The sequence below is a fragment of the Pseudomonas sp. N2-3-1-14 genome, from assembly GCF_041228395.1.
In the GTDB taxonomy this organism is placed as follows: domain Bacteria; phylum Pseudomonadota; class Gammaproteobacteria; order Pseudomonadales; family Pseudomonadaceae; genus Aquipseudomonas.
Map to the genome: position 1 here is coordinate 6,170,307 of NZ_CP166199.1, position 26,300 is coordinate 6,196,606.

Below are 26,300 nucleotides of genomic sequence, written 5' to 3' on the forward strand. Positions count from 1 at the left end.
TCCCTTCCAAGCTCGCCATACAACCAGCGATCAAGACCGCTGACCGCTCGCTGCGAGCAATTCCTTCAAAATCGTTGCCGGGTCGGCCCGCTGTTGTTTGCGGTAGTTGCCGACATGGCGAACGAACAGTGTCGCGCGCGTCACCAGGCTCTTGCCGAGCACTGGCTTGCGATCCAACTCTTCCTTGATTCGTTGAAACTGCGCCTGGATCACCGCGTCGGTGTAGCGCGTGCCGGTGGCCAGGTTGTCGATGTAGATCGCCACTGCGCCGTCGAGCGCGCTGCGGCCATTGTCGATGGCCGTGGCAAACAGCTGCGCGCTGGCCGCGTCCTTGTTGTCCAGAGCCTGCTGACGACTCTTCTGCAAGTTCATCAGGCGGATGTTGTAGTTGCTGATGGTCTCGGCCACCAGCGCGGCCGATTGAATCAGGTTGCCCGCCGCCTCTTCGCGTTGCTGGGCGATCAGCGAAACGTTGCGCTTGAGTTCTTCGTTGACCAGGCCCAGTTCAGCTTGCAGCTTGGGATCGACGCTGGCGGCGATGATGCTGTCCAGGCGCTTGGTCGGGTCCTGGGCGTCGTCGATGGCGTCGGTCAGCGAGGCCAGGCGGCCTTCTTTCTGCCACTGCGCGAACAGCTCCTTGTAGCGCGAACGCGGCGCAGACAACGCCCCAATCGCCACGCGAAAACCGGTGGTCTCGTTGCTCTGCTCGGTGCCGTCGGCGGCGAACAGCGGGTATTCGCGGCGCATGCCAGTGAACAGCGTGCCCTCGCCTTCCAGGTAGTTGCCGCCCTTGACCACAAAACCGCCGTAGGTGCCCTGGCGGCGCCCGGCGTGCACCAGTTGAAACGATTCCTGGACCATTTCCGCCGCATTGCCGATCACATCGAACATGCCAATCGGGTTGGGCAATTTGGTGCCGATGGGCATCAGGCGTGCCGCCTGGCCGGTACCACCGGCGACTTGGTTGAACACCGCGTAATCACCCAGCGGCCCGTCGCTTTCACTGCCTTCGACACGGCGCGGAAACAGCCGCCCTTCGAGGTCCTGACGGCTCACAGCCTGGCCACCGCGCGCGGCGAATTCCCATTCCACTTCGGTGGGCAAGCGCACAAAACCGAGGCCACCGTCTTCGGCCGAAGACCCACGACCACTGACCGGCAGCAAGTCGCGGTGGTATTTCATCAACCAGGCGCTGTACACCGCCGAGAAGCGCTCGGCTTCAAAGCGCGAGAGTTTCACCTTGGGCAAGCGTGCAGCCATGCCGGTCGGCGCATCGCAGGCTGGCGCCGGCTCGCCACTGGCGAGCGACTGTGCCTGGGACATCACTTGGGCATACTGACGCGCGGTGACTTCGTACTTGCCGATGAAGTACAGCATCGGCTTGAGCGGAGTTTTGGCGTCGGTCTTCGGCATCAAGGGCGCAATGACTGCGTTCCAGTCCTTGGGCAAATCCTTGAGCGTGAACTGGCCGTTGATAAAGTCGCGCCGGTAGCCGGAGATAAACGACTGCTGATAACCCGCCTCACCCTCGGCAAAGGGGTAACCGAGGCTGATCTCGCGGTCATCCAGGGTGCCCTGGGCCAGCACATAGGCGTAGCGGAACACCATGTTGCCTTCGCACGGCAGCGGCAGGCTCACGTCATCGGGCAACGGTTTGGGGTTGTCGAGTTTGTCACTCGCCTCATCCGCCCACGCCATTGAAGCCAAGCTCAGCGCCATCGCGGCGCCCAGTAACTTATACATCTCTGATTCCTTCAGAAGCCTGGATACGCGCCACTCGCCAACCGCCACAAGCCGCCGCCACGGCGCTGACGCCGAGGACTGCAGCCAGGGCCAGGGCGTAATGAGGCGCCAACAGGTGGCTGGCGTATTCGCCCGGCACCTGCACGAATAATTTGTTCAAACCCGCCTCGGCCAGGCCATACAACCCGGCACTGAGCACGGCGGCAAACCCTGCGCTGTACAGCGCCTGCAGCACCACAAACAACAACAGCCCGGCAGTGGAAAACCCCAGCAGGCGCAGCACCGACAATTCCCGACGCTTGCGCGCCACGGCGGCCAAAACGCCGGCGAAGATCGCCGCAAATGCGCCCGCCAAGGCCAACCCGGCGATGATCCAGAACACGATCGACAGGTTGCGGCTCAACGACTGCACCTGGGCGATGGCGTTCGCCTGGGTCGACACCAACAGGTTCTGCCCGGCGAAAAACACGCGCAACCGCTCCACATCGGCGAGGTTGCGGGCATACAGACGAAACGCCGGATAAACCCGCTGCTCATTCACACCGACCGCGTCACCGTCCCAACTCAACGCCGGCACCGCGCGGCCGTCGCGGTAATCTTCCGCCGCTTCCAGCAGGCGCAAATCGGCAAACAAACCGTCCCGCGCGAACGCTTCCAGCGGCAGTACCGCCAGCACTTGCAACCGTGTGCGCTGGGCTTCGACGCGCCCTGCCACTTGCCGCGCAAAGCTGGTCTCCAGCCAATCGCCAGGCCGCGCCGCGAGTTTTTCTGCAGCGGTGTGGCTCAGCACGATCTGGTCCAGGCCCCGAGGCATCGGCAACCCCACGAGCAGCGGATCACCCGCTACAGTCGGCAGCATTTCCAGGGTCAGCGTGCCCACCTGCGCGGTCGCCGCAATCTGGCGGGTACGCGGCACGGCAAAGGCCACATCGCGACGCTGGGCAAGTTGCTCGATAAACGCTGCGTTGAATCGACCGCCGCCCAACGGAATAATTTCACGGGTTGCGGGGTCGGTCTCCAGGCGTTCGGTCAAACTGCTAACCAGTCCAAATTTCAGGCCGAATAACACCAGCAACGGCGCGATGACGGCTACCAATGCCAGCACCGAACAAGCCGACAGCCAGGCGTCGTTGCGGTAATCCTGCCAGGCCAGGGACGCCACCAGACCGATGCGCATCAGCACGCCTCCCCGAGGGTGGCCGTGACGCCGCCGTCGGTGTCACGGCGGCAACTGATGCGCCGCACCTGCAAACCACTGGCGCGGGCCAGCGGCTCGTCATGGGTGGCGATCACGCAGGCCGCGCGATGTTCGCGGGCCTGGGCCAGCAGCGCCTGCATCACGCGTTCGGCGTTCAGCGGGTCAAGCGACGCCGTCGGCTCATCCGCCAGCACCAGTTGCGGCGCGTGGGCCAGTGCACGGGCGCAGCTCACGCGTTGGCGTTGGCCCACCGACAGCGCAGCCGGTTTCTTGCCCAACTGATCGCTGATCTCCAACTGCTCGGCCAAACGCGCGACGCTGCCGTCGTCCTTGAGCCCCAGCAGTTGCCGGGACAAGGCGATATTGCTGCGCACATCGAGAAAACCCAGCAGGCCGCCGGTTTGCAGCACATAGCCCAAGTGCGTGCTGCGCAGCGCGGCCAACGTCGACTGCTGATCGGCGCGCCACAGAGCGCCGACATCGACCTGATCAAATTCAAACCGGCCAACCTGATCCGGCGCCAACACCAGCGCCAGCACGTCGAGCAAGGTGCTTTTGCCACAGCCGCTCGGCCCGACGATTGCCAACTGCTCACCCGCGCGCAGCGCCAGCGCCGGAATCACCAGGCTGTAGCGCTGGCTGCCAACGCCGCGGCTTTTGTGCACTGCGCTCAAGTTCAGCATCACGGCAGCGTCGACAAGGGCACGCGGTACAACGCATCGCCCGGCTCGGCATCGCCGAAACGGACCCAGTTGGCCACGTCATTGTGAAAGGTTTCGTAGAGGCGGATTTTCGAATCCAGCTCGTCGATAAAGTCTTCCTGCTCGGCCACGCTCAACGACAACCACAAATCCTGGGTCATGTTCAGCGACTTGCTGCGGTACGGCAGGCCTTCCAGGTATTCGCCGAGGATGCCGCCGTCGGCCAGGTTGCCGCCCTTGCGCAGCGCCTGTGGGTCGCGGCTCATGTAGGCCGAGGCACTGGCGATTTCCTGGAAGAAATCCTTGGGCGAGGTCTGGGTCTTGCGCGCCGCATCGACGATCAGTTTCAGCGACTGCTGCAGGTCGTTGAGCTGCAATTTGGTCAGCATCACACACACCTGGAACGCCGGCAGCGCCGGGTTGGTCAGGTCGCGGTCGGCGGTCCAGGCGCTGACCAGTTGCGGCGCCTGGCTCGCGGTTTTGCGGCCGAGGAAATCCATGTGCATGGCGTAGCCGACGGCCGCGGACTTGTCGGCCAAGGTCGGCGCGGCGCTCAGCAGCGGCACCGGTTGCGGCGTATTGCTGCGCACCTGGTGCACGAGGTTGGCGAATACGCTGCCGATCTCATCGACACGCTCACCCAGCTTGCGCACATCACCACTCGGCACCGGCGTGTAGAGGTCGCCGATCTGCGGGTTGGCGTCGGCGGTGAGCACGCGGTACTGGGTTTCGGCACCGGCATGGGTTTTCTTGCCGGCGTCGGTGCGCAGGTGCAGGGCGTAGATCTTGATCTGCTTGCCCAGCGCGGCCTGGCGCACCTCGGCTTCGTTCATCTGGGTGGCGGCAAACGGGTCGTTCTTGCGCAGTGCGCCAGCGTCGGTGACCAGCAGGATGATGCGCCCACCATAGCCGGACCAGTCCATGCCATCCACGGCCTGCATCACCCCGGCAAACGCGTCTTCGTTGAACGAGTGGCTGGACACGGTGGAGGCTTTGACCTGCCGCGCGATGTCGAGAAAGCGCTGCGGGTCGCGGCCCTGATCGAGGCTGATCAGCGTCTTGGCGACGTACTCAAGCCCTGGGGTTTTCTTGATGCTGTTGCGAAAACCCACCAGCCCGAAGCTGACGCTGTCCAGCTCACCGCGCTCGGCGATACGGGTTTGCAGCTCGTGCACCACGTCGCGGACTTGGTCGATGTAAGGCTGCATCGACACGGTGGTGTCGACCACCAGCACCACGGCGGTGCGGAAGGCGTCGGCGCTGGTGTTGATCGCTCGGGCGGCCGGCTTGGCGGCCGCGCTGCTGCCGGGGTCGATAGAGGCCACATTGAGCAACTGCACCGGCTGGCCGTTTTCGTCGAAGCTCTCTTTGGAGTCGAAAATCGGCAGCAGGTAGAACTGGTCCTGCGGCACCGCGCTGGCCGTCGGCTCCAGCGCCAACACCTGCTGATTGTCTTCGCTGTTCTTCTGCGCCTTGGCCAGAACGCCTTTGGCGGCCGCAGGGTCGGCCAACAGTTTTTCCACCTCGCTGGATTGGCGCAGGAACATCACCGGCGCCCGGCCCGAGCGCTCGGTGAATTTGAGCACCAGGCTTTGCTTCCAGTCGCTGACCTGGGCGGCCGGCAACCAGCCGTCGCTGCGCCCATCGGTGGCAGCGCCGACACGCAGCCACGGGCTGCCATCGACGTCTTTGCGCTGGTAAACGTAGAGCACCGAAAACGCCGGCAGCCCCTCGTTGGAAGCACCACCGGCATCGTGGGACAGCTTGGCGCCCGGCTTGCTCAGCACCCGCTGGAACAGGGTCTTCTTGCCCGCCATCAGCAAGGGGCGCTGGCCGCCGTCCGCATCGGCCACAGCCGTTTTTACTTCAGGAAGCGCGGGCGTTTTCGGCACCACCGCAGCGGGCGGCGCCGCTGGCGTATCGCCGCGGCTCAACCACCAGTAGCTCGCGCCACCGATGGCAAGCGCGACAGCTACTGCGACTGCAGCCAAGGCCAGCACCGGCCCACGGCGCTGCTCGGACACGTTGCTGTGTTGGGTCGGCGTCACCACCGGTTGGCGCACCGGCTGCGGCTGGGGTTTGTCGGTCGGAATGTCGATAGACACCGGCGTCATCCCGGCCAGGTCGAAGCTCAGCGGAATCGGCAACGGCCGCACCAGCGTGGCTTCCGGCGAGTCGGCCGGCAGTTGGTCCAGCGCGCGCAGCAACGCCGCCGCGTCCGGGAAACGCTCCGCCGGGTCCTTGGCCAACAGCTTGCGCAACACCTCCTGATAACGGCCGTGGTGCACCGGCAATTCCGGCAGCGGTTCGGTCAGGTGCGCCAGCGCCGTGGACAGGGCATCGGTGCCGCTGTAAGGCAACTCGCCGACGAGGATTTCATAGAGCACCACGCCGAGTGCGTAGAGGTCAGCGCGGCCATCAATCTCCTGGCCCCGCGCCTGCTCCGGGCTCATGTAGCTCGGCGTGCCCACGGCAAACCCGGCTTGAGTGAACTGGGTACGGTCATCCAGAGACTTGGCGATGCCGAAGTCCGACAGCACGGCGGTGCCGTCAGCGCGGAACAGAATGTTCGCCGGCTTGACGTCACGGTGCACCAGGCCCTGAGCATGCGCATAGCCCAGCGCCGAGGCGATCTGGCGGATCAACGTCACGCCCTGCTCCGGTGTCAGGCCGGCGGCAATGCGCTCTTTGAGCGTGCCGTTGGGCAGGTACTCCATGGCCATGTAATACAGCTCACCGACGTTGCCGATGTCATGGATGGTCACCGTGTGCGGGTGCGACAGGCGCGCCAGGGTCTTGCCCTCGCGCAGGAAACGCTCGCAAAAACTTGGGTCCGCCGCCAGCGCCGCCGCCATCACTTTCAACGCCACCTTGCGCTCCAGCGAACGCTGGGTCGCCAGGTACACGCTGGCCATGGCGCCTTCGCCGATCTCGCCTTCGATGTCATAACCCGGAATCACGATGTTCATGACGAAACCTTCACGACAATGGCGGTGATGTTGTCCGGCGCGCCCCGGTTGAGGCCCAGGTGCACCAGGCTGCGCACGATTTCATCCGGCGCGTCATGGCCCAGCACTTCGCGGATTTCATGATCCTCGACGGTCTTGTTCAGGCCGTCGCTGCACAGCAGGTAGCTGTCACCGGGCGCAATCAGCAGGTCGACCACCGCCACCTCCAACTGCGCCTCCACGCCGATCGCGCGGGTGACGATATTGGCGCGAGGGTGCACACGGGCATCGGCTTCGCTGAGCAAGCCGCTGTCTTGCAGGTCCTGCACGTAGCTGTGGTCGCGGGAAATGCCTTCCAACACGCCCTCGCGCAAGCGGTACAGGCGGCTGTCGCCGGCCCACAAACACACGCCGCGCAAGCCGCGTGCGGCCAGGACCACCACGGTGCTGCCCATCATGGTCACGCCACGGTTGGCGGTTTCTTCGCGCACGGTTGCGTTGATGCGGATCAGGTCATTGCGCAGGGCCGCCGAATATTCGTCGAGGGAACGCCCCACCGGCACAGCACGCAGGCTATCGACGATCAGGCTGCTGACGTAGTCGCCCGCCGCGTGCCCGCCCATGCCGTCGGCCACCACCCACAGACGGTTTTCCGGCAAGTCCAGGCAGGCGTCTTCATTGACCTGGCGGACCATGCCCACATGGCTTTTGCTCGCGGATTTGAACGTCGCCCCCATCTACACCACACCTTCTTGTCCGAGCAAAAACTGCGCAAAATCGCCGGCGGCAGGCAAACCCTGACACCGCAATAAACCTGGGGAAATTACCTGCGAACCCCGCCCCCACCACAGGCTCGCGCCCTCGCAGGCCTGTTCGGCGAGCGCGATCATGCGGCTGTGGGGCACGGTGGCGGCAACGCGTTGCAGGCCGGCAAAGCGGCTGTCCACCGCGCGTTGCTCACTGGCCGGGATGCCGAGTTTGTCGATGCCATCGTTGAAGCCTTCAAAGGTCGCGCCGGCATCCAGTGTGCTGAGCAGCAGCTCTTCGGCCTGCTCAAACCAGGTGTCCGGCCCGCCCACCAGGGATGCGGGGTTGGTGTCGTGATCGAGCAACGCCACCACCGCCAACGGAAAATACCGGCCGACCCGGTCAATGCTCGGCATGACCACCCCCGCCGCCGCGTCCGGCCCGCACACACCCGGCGCCAGCACAAAGCGCCACAACGGGCTGACCAGGTACACATTGAGCCAGTCGCCGCCCAGGCTGTTCTGGCTGGCCAGCAGACCTGCCGCCAGCCAGCTGTCCCACGGGCCGATAAAACTCTGGGGCAAGGCGCGGCTGACAAAGTCACCGCGGCTGGCCAACTTGCCGTAGAAACCCAGCGTCGTCATAACCGCTCCGGCAGGCTGAAGCCACTGAGTACGCGGCTCTTGAACGGGTTGAAGGCGCTGTTGGCGCGCAGCTCGTAGGCGATGCTCGCCCCGTCCACCCTTAGGCGCAGGTTGAAACGGTCCGGCGAGTTGCCGGCGGTGAGGTCCGACTGTTCCAGCAAGCGGAACCAGGCCCACGGGCCGTCCAGGGTCACGCCCGAACGACCGCTGGCCGATGGCGGCATGATCGAAATACGCACCACGCCGATGCTGCCGGGGTTCGGCCATTGCATGGCGACCGGGCGGCTTGGGCCGTGGTCGTAGCTCAATTGCTGGCCATCCAGATCAAGCAGGAACTGGGTGATGGTCGGGTCCATCGACACCGGTTTAAGTTCGAAACGCACAATGGGCTGCGTACCACCGGCGCGGAAAAACGCATCACGAATCGCCGCTGCACGCTGGAACGTCTGCAACACGCCTGGCGCAATCCCGAGCTTTTGCGCGGCGCCTGGCTGCCAGCGCCAGGTCTGCGCGGAGGTGTCCACGTAAGGCTGCAGGTACTTGCGGAAATAGTTGTCCATCACCCCGCCCACGCCGAAGAACTGGCCGAAGTCATCCAGCGTGGCGTCGCGGGCGCTGCCCGGCGACATCGGATAACGCCCGGCCAGCGACTGGCGGTACACGTTGACCACTTCGCTGACCCACGCCGCGTTCAGTTGGTTACGCACGCCGCCCATCATGCTGTTGGTAGTGGAGTTGACCACCGACTTGACCATGCCCTGTACCAGCGGCGGCTGGCGTTCGGCATTCAGGCTGACCCGCGTGGCCGCAGCCGCCGCCTGGTTCTTGGCCTCACCAAGCAAGGCGTCGCCACTGGCGCCGACCATGGCACTGACCTGCACGTACAGCGCGTTCATGTCTGCCAGCAGGCCGTCGATGGCGGCAGGTTCGCCTTCATTCTTGCTGACGATGCTGTTGAGCTCGGCAAAGTGCGCGGTCACCGGATCGTCTGCCGTTTGCGGCGCGTTGGCGGTCGGTTGTTCCTGACCGAGCAGGCTGCCGAGGCGCTCTTTGAGTTTGTCGACGCCGCCTTCCACCGGCACGCCCTTGGCCGCCAATTGGCGCTCTTCGGCTTGCAGGTCGGTTTCCTTGGACACGGCCACCAGCAGTTTTTTCAGTGGCGAGGTCGGGCCGGAAATCACCCGCAGTACATCGGCCGCCTGGGCCACGCTGGTGATCGGCACGAAGTCGACGTCGGCGAGCAAGGCGTCCCATTGGCGCTGGTAGTCCTGGAAGTACAAGCGACGCACGTCGGCAGCGAGGCTGACCACGTTCTGCTGGTCGGCCTGTTCACGGCCCAGCACCCATTGCTCTTCGGCGAGGGTGCCGGTCTGGTTCAGGCTGCTTAGCAAGAACGCCTGGCGATACCCCTTGGCGGTGAAGAACCCACTCAGCGGCTCACCCAGCGGCTTGCCGCTTTTGCGGCTGAACACCAGCGCAGCATCGCGGCCTGCGGCTTCGTTGATGCGAAAGTCCGGGATGCCGTCGGGCAGCTTCTGGCGCTTGACCCGGTCATAGACGCGCTGGGCCACCGGCAGTTGTTGCAGTTGGCGCCGCAGGTCGTCAATCAGCCGTGGGTCCAGGCGCGCGTTTGGCGGGTGGCGTTCGAACAACGCCTGCAAGTGCTCGGTCAGCGCCTGACGCTGATCGGCCGGCAGGTCGCGCGGCAGGTTGCGGTCCCAATCGAGAGCGATCCAGGCCTTGATGAAGTCCGGGTCGTAATGCTCGGCATCGGCGAGCATCAGGTAGGCCTTGAGGCCTTCGTACAGGAAATCGGAATTGCCGCCACCGTGCAGTTGCTCTTCGATGCGCGTCACCAGGCGAGGCGCAAACACGGCGATCAACAGCTTGCGGTAGACGCTGGCAGATTCGGCTTCGAGCATGTCGCCCTGGTACAGGCCCAGCCCTTCGGACCAGCTTGGCGAATCACCCGCGAGGCTCTTCACCGCATTGAGCAACGGCAGCACGGCGAGCACTTCGCGCTGCGCCGGGCTGAGGTTCTGTACAGCCTGGCCCAACGGCGCGACCTTCTGATCCACCTGGGCGATATACGCCTGGTTGGCGCGATAACTCACCCACCACAAACCACTGACCACCACCACCAAGGCGACGGTGGCTGCCAGCACGCCGCGTGCGATCCACTTGCGTCGACGCTCGACTTTGGGGTTCACACCCACCAGGCCGCGCTCGGCGAAGGCCACAGCGGTGAAGAGTTTTTCGATGAAGTAGCTGCGCCCGGTGCCGCTCTGGCGCGCCAGGTGCTGGCGGTCCAGGTTCATGCTTTGCGCCATGGCGCCGATCAGGCGATCAATCGGGCTGCCTTCCTGGGTACCGCTGGTGAAGTACACGCCGCGCAGCAGCACGCGCTCTTCAAAGGCATTGGGTTTGAACACGCCTTCGAGGAAGCTTTGCAGGCAATCCTTCAAAGCGCCGAACTGCTGCGGGAAGCCGTAGATCAGATCGCGCCGGGCCGGGTCGCGCTCCTGTTGCAGGCGCTCCACCAACCGTTCGTTGAGGCGTTGCTCAAGGCCGGCGAACTCGCTTTGCAGCGTCGCCAACGGGCTGTCGCTGTGCTTGCCGTCATCGAGCGCAAAGGTCATGCCCCACACCTGGGCGCGCTCTTCCTTGCTCAGGTTGTCGAAGAACTCCATGAAGCCCGGCACCAGGTCGAGCTTGGTCAGCATCAGGTAAATCGGGAAACGCACGCCCAACTGGGTGTACAGCTCCTGGATACGCAAGCGAATCGCCGCCGCATGGGCAGCCCGTTCGGCGTCCGTGCCAAGCAACAGATCCGAGAGGCTGATGGCGATAAACGCGCCATCAATCGGGCGGCGCGAGCGCTGCTTTTTCAGCAGGTCGAGAAAGCCCAGCCACGCCGCCTTATCCACCGTCGAGTTGCTGTCCTGGGTGGTGTAGCGGCCCGCGGTGTCGAGCAAAACGGCTTGGTCGGTAAACCACCAATCGCAGTTGCGCGTGCCACCGACGCCCCGCACCGCACCCGCGCCCAATTGCGCAGCCAGTGGAAAATGCAGGCCGGAATTGACCAGCGCGGTGGTCTTGCCCGACCCCGGCGGGCCGATGATCACGTACCACGGCAGCTCGTAAAGGTTGCGGCGTTCATCACCACCGAGCTTGGCCTTTTTCAGCAGCGCCAGGGCCTCGTCCATGCGCTGGCGCAGGGTGCTGAGTTCTTCGGCGGTGGCGACACTGTTGGGGTCGACCGGGGTTTCCGCGGCCAGGCTGCGCATCACTTCGGCGGCCTGGCGGCGGGCCTGGATAATGCGGAACACGCGATACGCGATCCACACCGCAAACACCAGAATGATCAGCGCCCAGCGCCGCCCTTCTGGCACCAGCACATCGAGCAGCGGCCCCACAAACCAGATGATCAGGCTCAGGGCGATCAGGCCCAGCACGGGAATCACCCAGCGAATCATGAAACTGAAAAACGCCTTCACTCGACGCCCTCCGCCAATACGGTGATTTCAACCCGACGATTGCGGGCACGGCCTTCTGCGGTGGCGTTGGTGGCCACAGGCTCGGTGTCACTTCTGCCTTCGGCGCTGAAGCGATCCGCCTGGCCGGTCTTGGCGGCCAGGATCTCCAGCACCGACTTGGCGCGGGCTTCGGACAGCGCCCAGTTGGACGGGAAGCGCAGCGTGGCAATCGGGCGGTTATCGCTGTGCCCGGTGACGCGCACCTGGCCCTTGACCTTGCGGATGGCGTCGGCGATACGCAGCATCAGCGGCTGGTAGTCATCGACGATGCTGGAGCTGGCCGAGGCGAACAGCTCATCGCCCCGGATCGTCACCACGGAGCGGTCGACCTTGTCTTCCACCGCCACGCGGCCTGCCTTGATGTCTTCCACCAGGAAACCGGCCAAGCGCGGCCGCTCGATGACTTTGGGCTGCGCCACCGGACGGTCGATGGCCTGCACCGGGATCTCGCCCAGGGCATGAATGTTCTTGAACACCGGCTCGGCATCCGACGCCAGTTTCATGCGCAAGCCGAACAGCAAGGCCAGCAGCAGCGCCAGGCCGATGGCCACGGCGATCCACGGCGGCATGAATTGCGCCAGGCGATCACGCGCCACGGTCACGCCGCGCCAGTGCGGCGACAGCTCGCGCTCGTGCTCGCCACGCGCAGTGCGAATGGCGGCGGCGGTGCGTTCACGCAAGGCTTCAAGCTGGCTGCGACCGTCGTTCATCACGCGGTAACGGCCCTCGAAACCCAGGCACATGCACAGGTACAACAGCTCCAGCAGGTACAGGCGCTCGCGCGGGCTTTGCAGGCAGTGGTCGAGCAACTGAAAGACTTTTTCACCGCCCCAGGCTTCGTTGTGCACCGTGATCAGCAGGCTCTGCTTGCCCCAGTCGCTGGTGCTGCCCCACGGCGTACTGAGCACCGCTTCATCGAGTGCGGTGCACAGCGCGTAACGCGCCAGCAGCACTTCATTGCGCGCCACGCCAGCGGCTTCGGCGCGCTCTTCGAACTGGCGCAGGTAACCCAGCAACTGCGCACGCAGGCTGGCCGGTGCCGGGTGCGCGATGGTGTTGCGCAGCCGCGTCAACAGCGCCAACAGTGGGCCGGCGGCGCTTTCCAGCGGGTTGAGGCCCTGGCTTTTGCCGGTCAGGATCGGCGCGGCCGGCACCGACAGCGGCGCCGGCTCTGCACGCGCAGGTTCCGGCGCACGGCCACCCGGGCGCGGCATGAACTGGGTGCGGTCATCATCATTGGGATGCATCGCGGATTATCCTCGGATCGCCCAGAAGGCCAGGTTCAAACCCGGGAATTGCCCGGCGATGTGGAAGGCAAAGCCGCCGGAGTTATTCAGTTGTTGCCAGTACTCGCTGCCGCGGTCCAGCTCGTAATAGGTGCTGCCTGCGTGGTACGGAATCTGGCGTGGCGCCACCGGCAGCGGCAGCAGGCCGATGCCCGGCAGTTGCAGGTTGACCATGTCGCGGATGTGCTCCACCGAGCCGACTTTGCTCTGCTGGCCGAAACGCGCGCGCAGGGTTTCGCCGGGCACATCGGCGCGCACCACCAGGATGAAACTGGCGCTGTCGAGCAGGGTTTTGTCGGCGAGCATGGCCACGTGAATGCCGTAGGCTTTTTCCACAATCGGGATCGGTGTGGCTTTGCTGTCGATCAGCATCGACAGCGCCTCACGCAACGCTGCCATCACCGGGGTGAAGCTCAGCGACAGGTCATCGTGCTGGTATTGCGGGTATTCCTGGGGGCGACGGCCTGACGTCGAAAAGGTGGAAAACTCGCCGGCCAGGCTCACCAGTTCACTGAAAAAACGCTCCGGGTGCAGCGGGCTCAACTGGCTGAAATGCTGGAGCAGCGGCTGCGCGCGGTTGACCAGTTGCAGCAGCATGAAGTCGGCAATCTCCGACGCGCCCCCGGCGCCCGAGGCGACCACGCGGCCGGCCAGGGCTTCGCCGCGCTGGTGCAGCAGGCCCAGCAACTCGCTGCGAAACGCCGTCAGCGGTTTGCTGGCGGCCACGTCCAGTACCGGCGGGATGTAGGTGTCATCCAGCACCAGCGCGCGGTCGGCGCGTTTTTCCTTGATGCGCACCAGGCCGATGGCGGCGTAGTCGCTGATGCCATCCTGCGCAGTCAGCAGGCGCAACGCACGCGAGCCCACGGCCACGGGCGCGCGGTTTTCGAACGGGGCGTTGTCATCACGCACTTCACGCACCTGGCTGACGTAACGCGCGGCGCCGAGGTCTTCGCCGTCATCGACGGTGTCACGTGCGCCAGCACGCTTGAGCGGCAGGGCCAGGTACACCAGGCCATCGCGCAGGTTGTCGTCGATATTCAGCGGGCTCGGCGCCAGGTCATCCTGGGGAATATTGAACGGCGTGCCATCCGGCAACAGGCCACGGGCCGACACAATCGCCAGCTTGCCCTGGGCCAGCAGGCCCTGGTCGATGAGCAATTCGGAAAACCCCCATGCACCGGCGGACAACGGGCGGCTGCGGGCGTCAATCAGGTTTTCCAGGTAACGGTCATGCTGCTGGAAGTGCTGCGTTCCGATGAACATGCCTTCCGACCAGACCACGCGATTGTTCCAGGACATGGGAGCTCCGTTTGCTTCTTATTGGGCAGGGCTGGATGGGGGAACCGCGACGTCGGCGCGTACGGCGCGCACATCGAGGCTGATCTGGTATTCGGTGTATTGGCGTGCCGGGACAGTGAGCACCGTGCGCCATTGCGCGCGGTCCAGCTCGCGATAGCCCACCAGCAGGCCGATCTGGCGCGTGGACGGGTCAAGGTTGCGCTGGATACTCAGTTGCTGGCCGGGTTGCACCATCACTTCGTCCTGGTCCAGCAGATCGAGGCCGAGCGTGGATTGCGCGCGATCAGCCAGCGCGAAGTAATCGGAGCGGCTGAAGGTGGCGGCGTTTTTCAGTTCGAAGATGCGTACGCGAACCGGAGCGGCCTGGCCGTTGGCGCCGGGGTTGAGCCCGGCAATGGCGTGAAAATGCAGTTCGATGGCGGCGGTGTCCGCTTCGGCTTCAGTGGCCGCCTCGGGCTTGGCGGCATCCTTGGCACACGCCGTCAGCAGCAGCGCCGTGGCGACTGCGAGTAAAAACCTGGGAATCATCCTGCGTCCTCAATGACGTACTTAGCTATCCGTTTTATCCATTACTGCGTTGCGGTTTAGCGACGCTGTCGTGCGCTGTGTTCTTCGTAGGCTCGGCTGAATTCGCGACCGAACAGGTCCTGGAAATCTTCCTGGGCTTCGCGCGAGATATTGCTGTAAAGCTCGGTGAACTGCTGCCAGTACTGGGCCTGGCGCGAGCCGTTGAAAATGCTCGACAGCCCGCCGGGCTTGCCCATGCGCTCTTCCAGTTGCGCCGGCTCAAAGCGCGCGAGCAAGTGCTTGATGGCCGCTTCTACACCGGCCATTACCGCCAGTTGATGGGCGCGCAGGTCGTCGAAACTGTCGCGCACGGCGATGTCCGGCGCCATAAACGCTTGGTTTCCATGACGCAGCAGCAGCAGTAAGGCTTCATCGGCATTGGGCGCAAACTTCAACGGATTGTTTTCGGCGGGCCGGATCATCGTCTGCTGCATGCGGAACTCGCCCTTGAGGCTGGCGCGGGCGCGCAATACGTCGATCAGACCTTCGACCATCAACCGGTAGCTGCGGCCGATGCTCTCCATCTGCGCGCAGGCATCGGCCTTGTCCAGGCGCAACTGGTCGAGGCCGGCGCCGCGCAGGAAGGCTTGCAAAAGGTCGGGCTGTTGGCTGTCAGCCGCGGGGAGCACGGGCTCGACCACGGGCGGCGACTGCATGACTGGCGGCGCGGGAGGCGGTGCAACGGGCGTCGGGCTACTGGCCACGGGCGCGGGTGTGTCGCCAAACACGTCCCAGTCTTCGGGAATCACCGAGCCTGACGGCGCCGGCTTCTCCACCACTGGCATGGCAACGGGGGTCGGCGGGCGAAAGTCGTGTTGCTCGGACGGCACATGGTCCGCCACGGTCGGTGGTGGTACGGCGGTCGGGGTGAGGAAATCGAACAGGTCCGGTAGCGTGTCCATCGACGAGGCGCCATGAAACTGCGGCGCGATCACCGGCGTCGGCGCGGGCGCGTTCACCACCGCGCCCATCAACGCCTCGAAGCTGTTCGGCGAATCGCCGGCAAACGGCTGGCTATCGATGGCTTGCATGTTGAAGTCGATACGCGCCTGAATTTCGTAGTCGCCGATCCGGATCAATTCACCGTCTTGCAACGGTTCGCTGTTCCCTCGGCGCATACGAATACCGGCGTTAACCAATTCAACGCCATTGGTGCTGTTATCGGTTAAATAGTAACGGCCATCTTTGTATTGAATAACGCAGTGTTGCGAGGAGACAAGGCGCTCTGGATCTGGCAATACCCAGTCATTATCAGAACTGCGGCCAATAGCCATCACGCCCTGATTCATGGACTTTTCAGGGCATTGCCCAGGGGTGATCTTGTGATAACTAGTGATAGTCAAGCACAGCGACATCTTGCCTCCTTGCTGATACATCGCGCGCGGTCTATCCAAGGGTCTACCTGAAGGAACCAGGCTTCCCGAGAGATACCGCCAGTCGCGTTAACGACCGTAAAAATAGGCTTTTACCAGCATGATCGGTGATCTTAACTGGCTTCTATGACAAAAATCCTGTCCTGGTGCGCCGTTCGACCCGCCAGTCGCGCAGGGTGTTAAGCACCGCACATCTGTCACAGAGGGCGAATAGCTTACCTTGACAAGGCGTAACTACTACACCAAAAATGCACAACTTCTTGAACATCAGTGATGGCACGGTAGTGGCACTCTGGCTATATGACCAAGAAAACATGCAAAGTTCATCGCGCAACTAATGCATGCATTGCCCGGCATCTAACGGGCTGATAGGGAGATCGAATCAAGTGGATGTGCCGTTGCTGCTCGCCGCCGTTTCCGCGACTTCGCCCTGTGGCGAAGACATGGAATATGACGCGCAATTTCTCCAACTGGAGCGTGACGCCAAGGGCCAACCCGAGCGCAGCATGGGCGACGCTATCCTGCCGGCTGAGCCACCGGAATGGCGCAGCATCCAGCAGCAAAGCCTCGACTTGTTGCAGCGCAGCAAAGACCTGCGCATCACCCATTTTCTGTTGCAAAGCTCCCTCGCCCTTCAGGGTGTGGCCGGGCTGGCCGAAGTCCTCACGCTGATCAACGCGCTGCTGCGCGAGTACTGGGCTGACCTGCACCCGCGCCTGGATGCCGACGACGATAATGACCCCACCGTACGCATCAATGCCTTATCTGGCCTGACCAGCGACGCGACCATTCGTCTGCTGCGTGAAAGTATCCTCACGCGCTCGCGCACGTTCGGGCCGGTGAGCCTGCGTGCTGCGCTGAACGCCAGCGGCTTGATGAGTTTCCCCGACGAACAGCTCGGTGCCCAGCAACTCAACGCCGCATTTCTGGACAGCGATCCCGAACAATTGCAAGCCACGCGCGATGCCTTGAGCGCCGCGCGCGCCGCCTGCGAAGCCATCGAACAACAGGTCAGCGACCAGGTCGGTTCGGCCCAGGGCGTGGACCTCAGCCTGTTGAAGCAACCGCTCAAGCAGGCGCTGCAAGTCCTCAACCAATTTGTACCGAACAGCGATACCAGCAGCGAACCCGAGGCCGTCAGTGACGACAATGCCCCCTCGGTCGATTTCGCCGCTGCCCCCGCCGCACCGCGCCCCACTGGCGACATCGCCAGCCGCGATGACGTGCTGCGCAGCCTCGACAAGATCCTTGCGTACTACACCCGTCACGAGCCTTCGAGCCCGCTGCCGGTGCTGTTGAACCGGGCGAAGAATCTGGTGCACGCCGACTTCGCGGCCATCGTGCGCAATCTGATTCCCGACGGCATGTCCCAATTTGAAAACCTGCGCGGCCCGGACGGCGAGTAAGCCGCCCGGCTGTGCAGTAACAACACCGTCGCTCAAGCGACCAGGAGCAGCAACGTGGCGAAGCAAAGTTCTCAGAAATTCATCGCGCGCAACCGTGCGCCTCGAGTGCAGATCGAGTACGACGTCGAACTTTACGGCGCCGAGAAAAAGGTCCAGCTGCCCTTCGTGATGGGTGTGATGGCCGACCTCGCCGGCAAGCCTGCCGAACCGCTCGCACCCGTGGCCGACCGCAAGTTCCTTGAAGTGGACGTCGACAACTTCGACTCGCGCCTCAAGGCCATGCAGCCACGCGTAGCGTTCCATGTACCGAACGAGCTGACCGGCGAAGGCAACCTGAGCCTGGACATCACGTTCGAAAGCATGGACGACTTCAGCCCGGCCGCCGTGGCCCGCAAGGTCGATTCGCTCAAGCAACTGCTCGAAGCCCGCACCCAGCTGGCCAACCTGCTGACCTACATGGACGGCAAGACTGGCGCTGAAGAAATCATCATGAAGGCGATCAAGGACCCGGCATTGCTTCAGGCACTTGCCAGCGCGCCTAAGCCTGCAGGGGACCAGTAATCATGACCGACAACACCGCCCGCGAAGGCTCCCAGATCCTGGGTGCCACCGAAGAAGCCAGCGAGTTCGCCAACCTGCTGCTGCAAGAATTCAAACCCAAGACCGAGCGTGCCCGCGAAGCTGTGGAAACCGCCGTGCGCACCCTGGCCGAACAGGCTTTGGCACAGACGGACCTGGTGTCCAATGACGCGATCAAGTCGATTGAATCGATCATCGCCGCCATCGACGCCAAGCTCACCGCCCAGGTCAACCAGATCATCCATCACCCGGATTTCCAGCAGCTGGAAAGCGCCTGGCGTGGCCTGCACTACCTGGTCAACAACACCGAGAGCGACGAGCAACTGAAGATTCGCGTGCTCAACATCTCCAAGCCGGACCTGCACAAGACCCTGAAGAAATTCAAGGGCACCGCGTGGGACCAGAGCCCGATCTTCAAGAAGATGTACGAAGAAGAATACGGCCAGTTCGGCGGCGAACCTTACGGCTGCCTGGTCGGCGACTACTACTTCGACCAGTCGCCACCCGACGTGGAACTGCTGGGCGAGCTGTCGAAAGTCTGCGCCGCCATGCACTCCCCGTTCATCGCTGCGGCCTCGCCGACCGTGATGGGCATGGGCTCGTGGCAGGAACTTTCGAACCCGCGCGACCTGACCAAAATCTTCACCACGCCGGAATACGCCGGCTGGCGCTCGCTGCGTGAATCGGAAGACTCACGCTACATCGGCCTGACCATGCCGCGCTTCCTGGCGCGCCTGCCGTATGGCGCCAAGACCGATCCGGTGGAAGCCTTCGCGTTCGAAGAAAACACCGACGGCGCCGACAGCTCCAAGTACACCTGGGCCAACGCCGCCTACGCGATGGCGGTGAACATCAACCGTTCGTTCAAGCACTACGGCTGGTGCTCGCGCATCCGTGGCGTGGAATCCGGCGGTGAGGTGGAAAACCTGCCGGCCCACACGTTCCCGACCGATGACGGTGGCGTGGACATGAAATGCCCAACCGAAATCGCCATCAGCGACCGCCGTGAAGCGGAACTGGCGAAGAACGGTTTCATGCCGCTGCTGCACAAGAAAAACACCGACTTTGCCGCCTTCATCGGTGCCCAGTCGTTGCAGAAACCGGCCGAATACGACGACCCGGACGCCACCGCCAACGCCAACCTGGCCGCGCGCCTGCCGTACCTGTTCGCCACCTGCCGTTTCGCGCACTACTTGAAGTGCATCGTGCGCGACAAGATCGGTTCCTTCAAAGAGAAGGACGAGATGCAGCGCTGGTTGCAGGACTGGATCCTCAACTACGTCGACGGCGACCCGGCGCACTCCACCGAAACCACCAAGGCCCAGCACCCGTTGGCTGCCGCCGAAGTGATCGTGGAAGACGTCGAAGGCAACCCGGGTTACTACAACTCCAAGTTCTACCTGCGCCCGCACTATCAGCTCGAAGGGCTGACCGTGTCGTTGCGCCTGGTATCGAAGTTGCCTTCGGCGAAAAGCGCCTAACCCACGGATGAGCTGGCTCTTCTGTGGGAGGGGGCTTGCCCCCGATAGCATCACTGGGGTGTGACTGACACACCGAGGTGCCTGCATCGGGGGCAAGCCCCCTCCCACACAAAGGCACTGCCCATTTGGAGTTACTCAAATTCAGTGGCAAGAGCCACACAGGGAGAAAACATGGCTGTTGATATTTTCATCAAGATCGGCGACATCAAGGGCGAGTCCATGGACAAGGCCCACAAGGACGAAATCGACGTGCTGAACTGGAGCTGGGGCATGGCCCAGTCCGGCAACATGCACGTTGGCGGTGGCGGCGGTGCGGGCAAGGTGAATATCCAGGACCTGTCGCTGACCAAGTACGTCGACAAGGCATCGCCAAACCTGATGATGCACTGCGCCAGCGGCAAGCACATCGACAAGGTCAAGCTGACCGTGCGCAAGGCCGGTGGCGAAAGCCAGGTCGAGTACATGGTGATCAACCTGGAAGAAGTGCTGGTCACGTCCCTGAGCACCGGCGGCTCGGGCACCGATGATCGCCTGACCGAAAACGTCACCCTGAACTTCGCCCAAGTGATGGTCGACTACCAGCCGCAGAAAGCCGACGGCACCAAAGACGGTGGCGCGATCAAGTTTGGCTGGAACATCCGCTCCAACACCAAGCGCTGATAAACCCGGTGGCCGTGGCTCGCCGCCACGGCCCCAGGCATCGGCCCCTCGCAGAAACCGTCCCTCTCACAACCCGTCCGTGGAGCTGCTTTGGTGGTAACTGAAATCGCTTCCCGCGACCGTCTGCAACCGTCCCTGCTGGACCGGTTGACCGACGACGACCCAACCAATCCCAAGGAAAGCGCCGACAAACGCGTGCTGTCCCTGACCCAATTGAAAGCCTCGGTGCTGCGCGATCTGGCGTGGCTGCTCAACACCACGTCGTTGCTGGATGCCGATGCCACGCTGCACACCCCGGCCGGTACGTCGGTGGTCAATTACGGCCTGCCGGCACTGGCGGGCAACAGCGTGTCCAGCGTGGACATCAAGGCACTGGAAGCGCTGATCTACCAGGCCATCGCCACCTTTGAGCCGCGTATTCTGCGCCACACGTTGCGCGTCAAAGCCCGCATCGGCCACGGCGAGATGAACCACAACGCGCTGAGCTTCGAGATTGAAGGCGACCTGTGGGCGCAGCCGGTGCCATTGCGCCTGCTGCTGCAAACCGACCTCGACCTGGAATCCGGCCATGTGCGCGTGGTGAATGCCGACCAGCGGAGGCGCCCATGAACCCGCGCCTGCTGGAGCTGTACAACCAGGAACTGCACCACGTGCGCGAAAGCGCCGCCGAGTTCGCCAAGGAATACCCGAAGATCGCCAGTCGGCTGACCCTGTCCGGTATGGACTGCGCCGACCCGTACGTCGAACGCCTGCTCGAAGGTTTTGCCTACCTCACCGCCCGCGTGCAGCTCAAGCTCGACGCCGAGTACCCGACGTTCACCCACAACCTGCTGGAAATCGCCTACCCGCACTACTTGGCGCCGACGCCGTCGATGACCGTGGTGCAATTGCAGACCGACCCGGATGAAGGCTCGCTGGCCAGCGGTTTCCCGCTGCCGCGCGACACCGTGTTGCGCGCAGCACTGGGCCGCGAAACCCAGACCTGCTGCGAGTACCGCACCGCGCACCCGGTGACGCTGTGGCCGTTGCAGGTCAGCGGCGCCGAGTACTTCGGCAACCCCGCCGCCGTGCTCGGCCGCCTGGCCGCCAGCGAGCCGAAGGCCAAAGCCGGTTTGCGCCTGACCCTGCGCACCGGCGCCGAATTGCCGTTCAACAGCCTCGACCTCGACAGCCTGCCGCTGTACCTCAGCGGCGCCGATGAGCAGCCGTTTCGCCTCTACGAACAACTGCTGGGCAACGCCTGCGCGGTGTTTGCGCGCAAACCCGGCGGTGATTGGGTCGAACGCCTGCCGCAGGACGCGTTGCGTTCGCGCGGCTTTGACGACGCCGACGCGGCCATGCCGGTGGTGGCCCGCGCATTCCAGGGCTATCGGCTGTTGCAGGAATACTTCGCCCTGCCCCACCGCTTCCTGTTCGTCGAATTCGCCGAGCTGAGCCGCGCGGTCAAACGCTGCGACGGCCAGGAGCTGGAACTGATCGTGCTGTTCGACCGCCACGAGCCGAGCCTGGAAGGCAGTGTTGGCGCGGCGCAGTTCATGCCGTTCTGCACGCCGGCGATCAACCTGTTCCCCAAACGCGTGGACCGTATTCATTTGTCTGACCGCGTCAACGAACACCACGTGATTGCCGACCGCACGCGGCCAATGGATTTCGAGGTTCACTCGCTGAGCGGCATCACCGGCCACGGCACCGGGCCGGAGCAGCCGTTCCTGCCGTTCTACGCGGTGCGCGACCCGTCACGCTATGGTCGCGATCAGGCTTACTACACGCTGCGCCGCGAGCCGCGCGTGTTGTCCAGCGACCAGCGCCGCAACGGCCCGCGCTCTACCTACGTGGGCAGCGAAACCTTTGTCAGCCTGGTCGACAGCCAACAAGCGCCCTACCGCCACGACCTGCGCCAACTCGGCGTGACCGCGCTGTGCACTAACCGCGATCTGCCGTTGTTCATGAGCGTGGGCAACGGCAAGACCGACTTCACCTTGGCCGACAGCGCGCCCGTGTTGTCGGTGCGCTGCGTCGCGGGCCCGAGCCGCCCACGCGCCAGCCACGCGCATGACGCCAAGGCCTGGCGCCTGATCAGCCAGTTGTCGCTCAATTACCTGTCGCTGAGCGAACAGGGCCAGGGCGCCGGCGCCTTGCGTGAACTGCTGCGCCTGTATGGCGACAGCAACGACGCGGCGCTGCAATTGCAGATCGAAGGCCTGCGCGAAGTCAGCAGCAAAGCCGTGACCCGGCGCCTGCCGATGCCTGGCCCGATTGTGTTTGGCCGCGGGTTGGAAATTACCCTGGAGTTCGATGAAAACGCGTTTCGCGGTACCGGCGTGTTTCTGCTCGGTGCGGTGCTGGAGCGCTTCCTGGCACGCTACGTGTCGATCAACAGTTTTACCGAGACGGTGATCCGTACCACCGAACGCGGCGAGATCATGCGATGGAAAGCCAAGCCCGGGCGGCGTCCGACCCTGTGAACACACTGGATGCGATGCATCAGGAGCCCTGGGAATACGATTTCTTCCAGGCGCTGCGGCGTATCGAGTGCGAATCGCCGCAGCTGCCGCGCCTGGGCCATTCCCTGCGCCTGGCGGATGACCCGTTGCGCCTTGGGCAGCAGGCCGATTGCACCTTCGCCCCGGCCACTTTGGCCTCGGTCGATCCCGGTGGCGACGGCAAACCGGCGCGGCTGGAGCAGTTCTTCTTCGGCCTCGGCGGCCCCAACGGCCCCTTGCCGCTGCACATCACCGAGTACGTGCGCGAGCGCCAGCGCAACAACGCCGACAGCACCAGCAAACAGTTTTTGGATGTGTTCCACCATCGGCTGCTCAGCTTGTTTTACCGGGCCTGGGCCGAGGCGCGGCCAACGGTCAGCCACGACCGCCCGGATGACGATTACTGGTCCGCACGCCTCGCTGCGCTGAGCGGCCGGGGCATGCCAAGCCTGCTCAATCAGGGGCTGATTCCTGACACCGCGAAGCTGCATTACAGCGGCCACCTGTCAGCGCAAACCCGCTACCCGGATGGCCTGAAGGCGATTCTGAGCGAATATTTCGGCCTGCCGGTGGAGATCGAAGAATACGTCGGCCAATGGCTGGAATTGCCCGAGCGCAGCCGCGTGAGTGTCAGCGCCAACCAACTGGGCGTGGACTTCTGCCTGGGCAGCCATGTGTGGGACCGCCAGCATAAATTCCGCATCCGCCTCGGCCCGCTCACGCTGGATGACTACATGGGCATGCTGCCCGGCAGCCAGCCGTTCAATGAGCTGGTGGCGTGGGTGGCCGAGTACCTGGGCCATGAACTGGACTGGGACCTGAACCTGGTTTTGCAACAACCCGAAGTACCGGCGCTGCAGCTCAATGGCCAGTTCCGCCTGGGCTTCAACACCTGGCTCGGCCAACCCGAGCATGACGCCAACGACCTAATCCTGGCTCGGCATTACGCCGACCACGCCACCACCTCAAGGAATCCAGAGCATGGGTGAAATCAGTCGCGCCGCACTGTTCGGCAAACTCAACAGCGTGGCCTACAAGGCCATCGAAGCCGCCACTGTGTTCTGCAAACTGCGGGGCAACCCGTACGTGGAACTGGCCCACTGGTTTCACCAGTTGCTGCAACTGCAGGACTCGGACCTGCACCGCATCATTCGTCAGTTCAACGTGGAGCCGGCGCGCCTGGCCCGTGACCTGACTGAAGCACTGGACCGCCTGCCACGGGGCTCGACGTCGATCACCGACCTGTCGTCCCATGTGGAAGAAGCCGTGGAACGCGGCTGGGTCTATGGCAGCCTGATGTTCGGCGAAAGCCAGGTGCGCACCGGTTACCTGGTGCTCGGCATTCTCAAGACCCCGAGCCTGCGCCACGCGCTGCTGGGTTTGTCTTCCGAGTTCGACAAAATAAAAGCTGAAGCACTGAGCGAACGCTTCGACGAATACGTCGGCGACTCGCCCGAAAATGCGTTGAGTGCCAGCGACGGTTTCAACGCCGGCGCTGTACCCGGCGAAGCCAGCGGCGCCATGGCACCGAGCGCGATGGGCAAGCAGGAAGCCCTCAAGCGTTTTACCGTGGACCTGACCGAACAGGCGCGCAGCGGCAAGCTCGACCCTATCGTCGGGCGCGATGAAGAGATCCGCCAACTGGTGGATATCCTCATGCGGCGGCGCCAGAACAACCCGATCCTCACTGGCGAAGCCGGTGTGGGCAAGACTGCCGTGGTTGAAGGTTTTGCCTTGCGCATCGTCGCCGGTGACGTGCCGCCCGCGCTCAAAGACGTGGAGCTGCGCAGCCTCGACGTGGGCCTGCTGCAAGCCGGCGCCAGCATGAAAGGCGAGTTCGAACAGCGCCTGCGCCAGGTCATCGAAGACGTCCAGGCCTCACCCAAGCCGATCATCCTGTTCATCGACGAAGCCCACACCTTGGTCGGTGCCGGTGGCGCCGCCGGGACCGGTGACGCCGCCAACTTGCTCAAGCCAGCCCTCGCCCGTGGCACCTTGCGTACCGTGGCCGCCACGACCTGGGCCGAGTACAAAAAACACATCGAAAAAGACCCGGCCCTGACTCGCCGTTTCCAAGTGGTGCAAGTGGCTGAGCCGTCGGAAGACAAGGCGCTGCTGATGATGCGCGGCGTGGCCTCGACCATGGAGAAACACCACCAGGTGCAGATCCTCGACGAAGCCCTGGAAGCTTCGGTGAAGCTGTCGCACCGCTACATTCCGGCGCGCCAGTTGCCGGATAAATCCGTGAGCTTGCTGGACACCGCCTGCGCCCGCGTCGCCATCAGCCTGCACGCCGTGCCGGCCGAAGTCGACGACAGCCGCCGTCGCATCGAAGCGCTGGAAACCGAGCTGCAAATCATCGCCCGCGAGCATGCCATCGGCATCGCCATCGGCGCACGCCAGAGCAACAGCGAAGCCTTGCTGAGTGCCGAACGTGAACGCCTGGCAACCCTGGAAAACCGCTGGGCCGAAGAGAAAACCCTGGTCGATGAGCTGCTCGCTACCCGTGCAACCCTGCGCGAGAAAGCCGGTGTTGTGGACAGCGGCAACGATGAGTTGCGCGCACAGCTTGTGGACCTGCAACAACGCCTCACCGCCCTGCAAGGCGAAACCCCGCTGATCCTGCCGACCGTGGATTACCAGGCCGTGGCCTCGGTGGTCGCCGACTGGACCGGCATCCCGGTGGGCCGCATGGCGCGCAACGAACTGGAGACGGTGCTCAACCTCGACCAGCACTTGAAAAAACGCATCATCGGCCAGGACCACGCCCTGCAGATGATCGCCAAGCGGATCCAGACGTCCCGCGCCGGCCTCGACAACCCGAGCAAGCCGATTGGCGTGTTCATGCTCGCCGGCACCTCGGGTGTGGGCAAGACCGAAACCGCGCTGGCGCTGGCTGAAGCCATGTACGGCGGCGAGCAGAACGTCATCACCATCAACATGAGCGAGTTCCAGGAAGCCCACACCGTGTCGACGCTCAAGGGCGCGCCACCGGGCTATATCGGCTACGGCGAAGGCGGTGTGCTGACCGAAGCGGTACGGCGCAAACCCTACAGCGTGGTGCTGCTGGACGAGGTGGAAAAAGCCCACCCGGACGTGCACGAGATCTTCTTCCAGGTGTTCGACAAGGGCGTGATGGAGGACGGCGAAGGCCGGATGATCGACTTCAAGAACACCCTGATTCTGCTGACGACCAACGCCGGCACCGAGTTGATTTCTCAGGTGTGCAAAGACCCGGCGAATGTTCCCGAGCCGGAAGAAATCGCCAAGGCGTTGCGCCAACCATTGCTGGAAATTTTCCCGCCGGCACTGCTCGGCCGGTTGGTGACGATTCCTTACTACCCGCTGAGCGACGAGATGCTCAAGGCGATCACCCGCCTGCAACTGGGCCGCATCAAAAAACGTGTGGAGACGACGCACAAAGTCGCCTTCGACTACGACGACGCGGTGGTCGATTTGATCGTCTCGCGCTGCACCGAAACCGAAAGCGGCGGGCGCATGATCGACACCATCCTGACCAACAGCCTGCTGCCGGACATGAGCCGTGAATTCCTCACGCGCATGCTCGAAGGCAAAGCGCTGGCGGGTGTGCGTATCAGCACCCGGGATAATGAATTGCACTACGACTTCAGCGACGCCGATTGAT

General features: G+C 63.8%; 19 protein-coding genes. 8 read left to right on the forward strand and 11 right to left on the reverse strand.

Annotation, left to right across the window (positions count from 1 at the left end; genetic code table 11):
• Positions 1-30: 30 nt before the first annotated feature.
• Genes AB5I78_RS28690 through tagH form a run of 11 tightly spaced genes read right to left on the reverse strand, consistent with a single transcriptional unit; the run spans position 31 to position 16,027 of the window.
• On the reverse strand, positions 31-1,743 hold the full coding sequence (locus AB5I78_RS28690; RefSeq protein ID WP_242199564.1) for an SUMF1/EgtB/PvdO family nonheme iron enzyme: 1,713 nt from the start codon (positions 1,741-1,743) through the stop codon (positions 31-33).
• Positions 1,736-2,920, reverse strand: a complete 1,185-nt coding sequence (locus tag AB5I78_RS28695) for an ABC transporter permease (RefSeq protein ID WP_369301869.1) — start codon at positions 2,918-2,920, stop codon at positions 1,736-1,738. Before AB5I78_RS28695 ends, AB5I78_RS28690 begins: the two co-directional genes overlap by 8 nt.
• Positions 2,920-3,624, reverse strand: coding sequence for an ABC transporter ATP-binding protein (locus AB5I78_RS28700; RefSeq protein ID WP_242199859.1), 705 nt, complete (start codon positions 3,622-3,624; stop codon positions 2,920-2,922). Before AB5I78_RS28700 ends, AB5I78_RS28695 begins: the two co-directional genes overlap by 1 nt.
• On the reverse strand, positions 3,624-6,611 hold the full coding sequence (locus AB5I78_RS28705) for a serine/threonine-protein kinase (RefSeq protein WP_369301868.1): 2,988 nt from the start codon (positions 6,609-6,611) through the stop codon (positions 3,624-3,626). The genes AB5I78_RS28700 and AB5I78_RS28705 overlap by 1 nt, the downstream gene beginning before the upstream one ends.
• Entirely contained in the window at positions 6,608-7,327 is a 720-nt protein-coding gene (locus AB5I78_RS28710) for a PP2C family serine/threonine-protein phosphatase (RefSeq protein ID WP_369301867.1), read from the reverse strand. The genes AB5I78_RS28705 and AB5I78_RS28710 overlap by 4 nt, the downstream gene beginning before the upstream one ends.
• Entirely contained in the window at positions 7,328-7,981 is a 654-nt protein-coding gene (gene tagF, locus AB5I78_RS28715; protein WP_242199561.1) for a type VI secretion system-associated protein TagF, read from the reverse strand. It abuts the gene before it with no gap.
• On the reverse strand, positions 7,978-11,478 hold the full coding sequence (gene tssM, locus AB5I78_RS28720) for a type VI secretion system membrane subunit TssM (protein ID WP_369301866.1): 3,501 nt from the start codon (positions 11,476-11,478) through the stop codon (positions 7,978-7,980). The genes tagF and tssM overlap by 4 nt, the downstream gene beginning before the upstream one ends.
• A complete protein-coding gene (locus AB5I78_RS28725; protein WP_369301865.1) occupies positions 11,475-12,764 on the reverse strand; it encodes a DotU family type VI secretion system protein in 1,290 nt (429 codons plus the stop codon). The genes tssM and AB5I78_RS28725 overlap by 4 nt, the downstream gene beginning before the upstream one ends.
• Before the next feature lie 6 nt (positions 12,765-12,770).
• Entirely contained in the window at positions 12,771-14,105 is a 1,335-nt protein-coding gene (gene tssK / locus AB5I78_RS28730; RefSeq protein WP_369301864.1) for a type VI secretion system baseplate subunit TssK, read from the reverse strand.
• 18 nt (positions 14,106-14,123) lie between these two features.
• Positions 14,124-14,633: a type VI secretion system lipoprotein TssJ gene (tssJ, locus tag AB5I78_RS28735; RefSeq protein ID WP_145158191.1), complete on the reverse strand. Its 510-nt coding sequence runs from the start codon at positions 14,631-14,633 to the stop codon at positions 14,124-14,126.
• Positions 14,634-14,689: 56 nt separating this feature from the next.
• Entirely contained in the window at positions 14,690-16,027 is a 1,338-nt protein-coding gene (gene tagH / locus AB5I78_RS28740; protein WP_369301863.1) for a type VI secretion system-associated FHA domain protein TagH, read from the reverse strand.
• 404 nt (positions 16,028-16,431) lie between these two features.
• On the opposite strand from tagH, the gene tssA reads away from it, so the two are divergent.
• The 8 genes from tssA (at position 16,432) to tssH (ending at position 26,299) form a co-directional block, all read left to right on the forward strand.
• Complete coding sequence (tssA, locus tag AB5I78_RS28745) at positions 16,432-17,451, forward strand: type VI secretion system protein TssA (protein ID WP_262207249.1); 1,020 nt, start codon at positions 16,432-16,434, stop codon at positions 17,449-17,451.
• Between the two features lie 54 nt (positions 17,452-17,505).
• Positions 17,506-18,012, forward strand: coding sequence for a type VI secretion system contractile sheath small subunit (gene tssB, locus AB5I78_RS28750; protein WP_017135823.1), 507 nt, complete (start codon positions 17,506-17,508; stop codon positions 18,010-18,012).
• A gap of 2 nt (positions 18,013-18,014) precedes the next feature.
• Positions 18,015-19,511: a type VI secretion system contractile sheath large subunit gene (tssC, locus tag AB5I78_RS28755; RefSeq protein ID WP_119737190.1), complete on the forward strand. Its 1,497-nt coding sequence runs from the start codon at positions 18,015-18,017 to the stop codon at positions 19,509-19,511.
• A 171-nt stretch (positions 19,512-19,682) separates the two neighbouring features.
• On the forward strand, positions 19,683-20,171 hold the full coding sequence (locus AB5I78_RS28760) for a type VI secretion system tube protein Hcp (RefSeq protein WP_005792512.1): 489 nt from the start codon (positions 19,683-19,685) through the stop codon (positions 20,169-20,171).
• A gap of 93 nt (positions 20,172-20,264) precedes the next feature.
• Positions 20,265-20,780 (forward strand): type VI secretion system baseplate subunit TssE, encoded by a 516-nt coding sequence (gene tssE, locus AB5I78_RS28765; protein ID WP_242199548.1) that lies wholly within the window; start codon positions 20,265-20,267, stop codon positions 20,778-20,780.
• Positions 20,777-22,636, forward strand: a complete 1,860-nt coding sequence (gene tssF / locus AB5I78_RS28770) for a type VI secretion system baseplate subunit TssF (RefSeq protein WP_369301862.1) — start codon at positions 20,777-20,779, stop codon at positions 22,634-22,636. Before tssE ends, tssF begins: the two co-directional genes overlap by 4 nt.
• A complete protein-coding gene (tssG, locus tag AB5I78_RS28775) occupies positions 22,600-23,643 on the forward strand; it encodes a type VI secretion system baseplate subunit TssG (protein ID WP_369301861.1) in 1,044 nt (347 codons plus the stop codon). Before tssF ends, tssG begins: the two co-directional genes overlap by 37 nt.
• Positions 23,636-26,299 (forward strand): type VI secretion system ATPase TssH, encoded by a 2,664-nt coding sequence (gene tssH, locus AB5I78_RS28780; RefSeq protein ID WP_369301860.1) that lies wholly within the window; start codon positions 23,636-23,638, stop codon positions 26,297-26,299. The genes tssG and tssH overlap by 8 nt, the downstream gene beginning before the upstream one ends.
• Position 26,300: the final 1 nt, after the last annotated feature.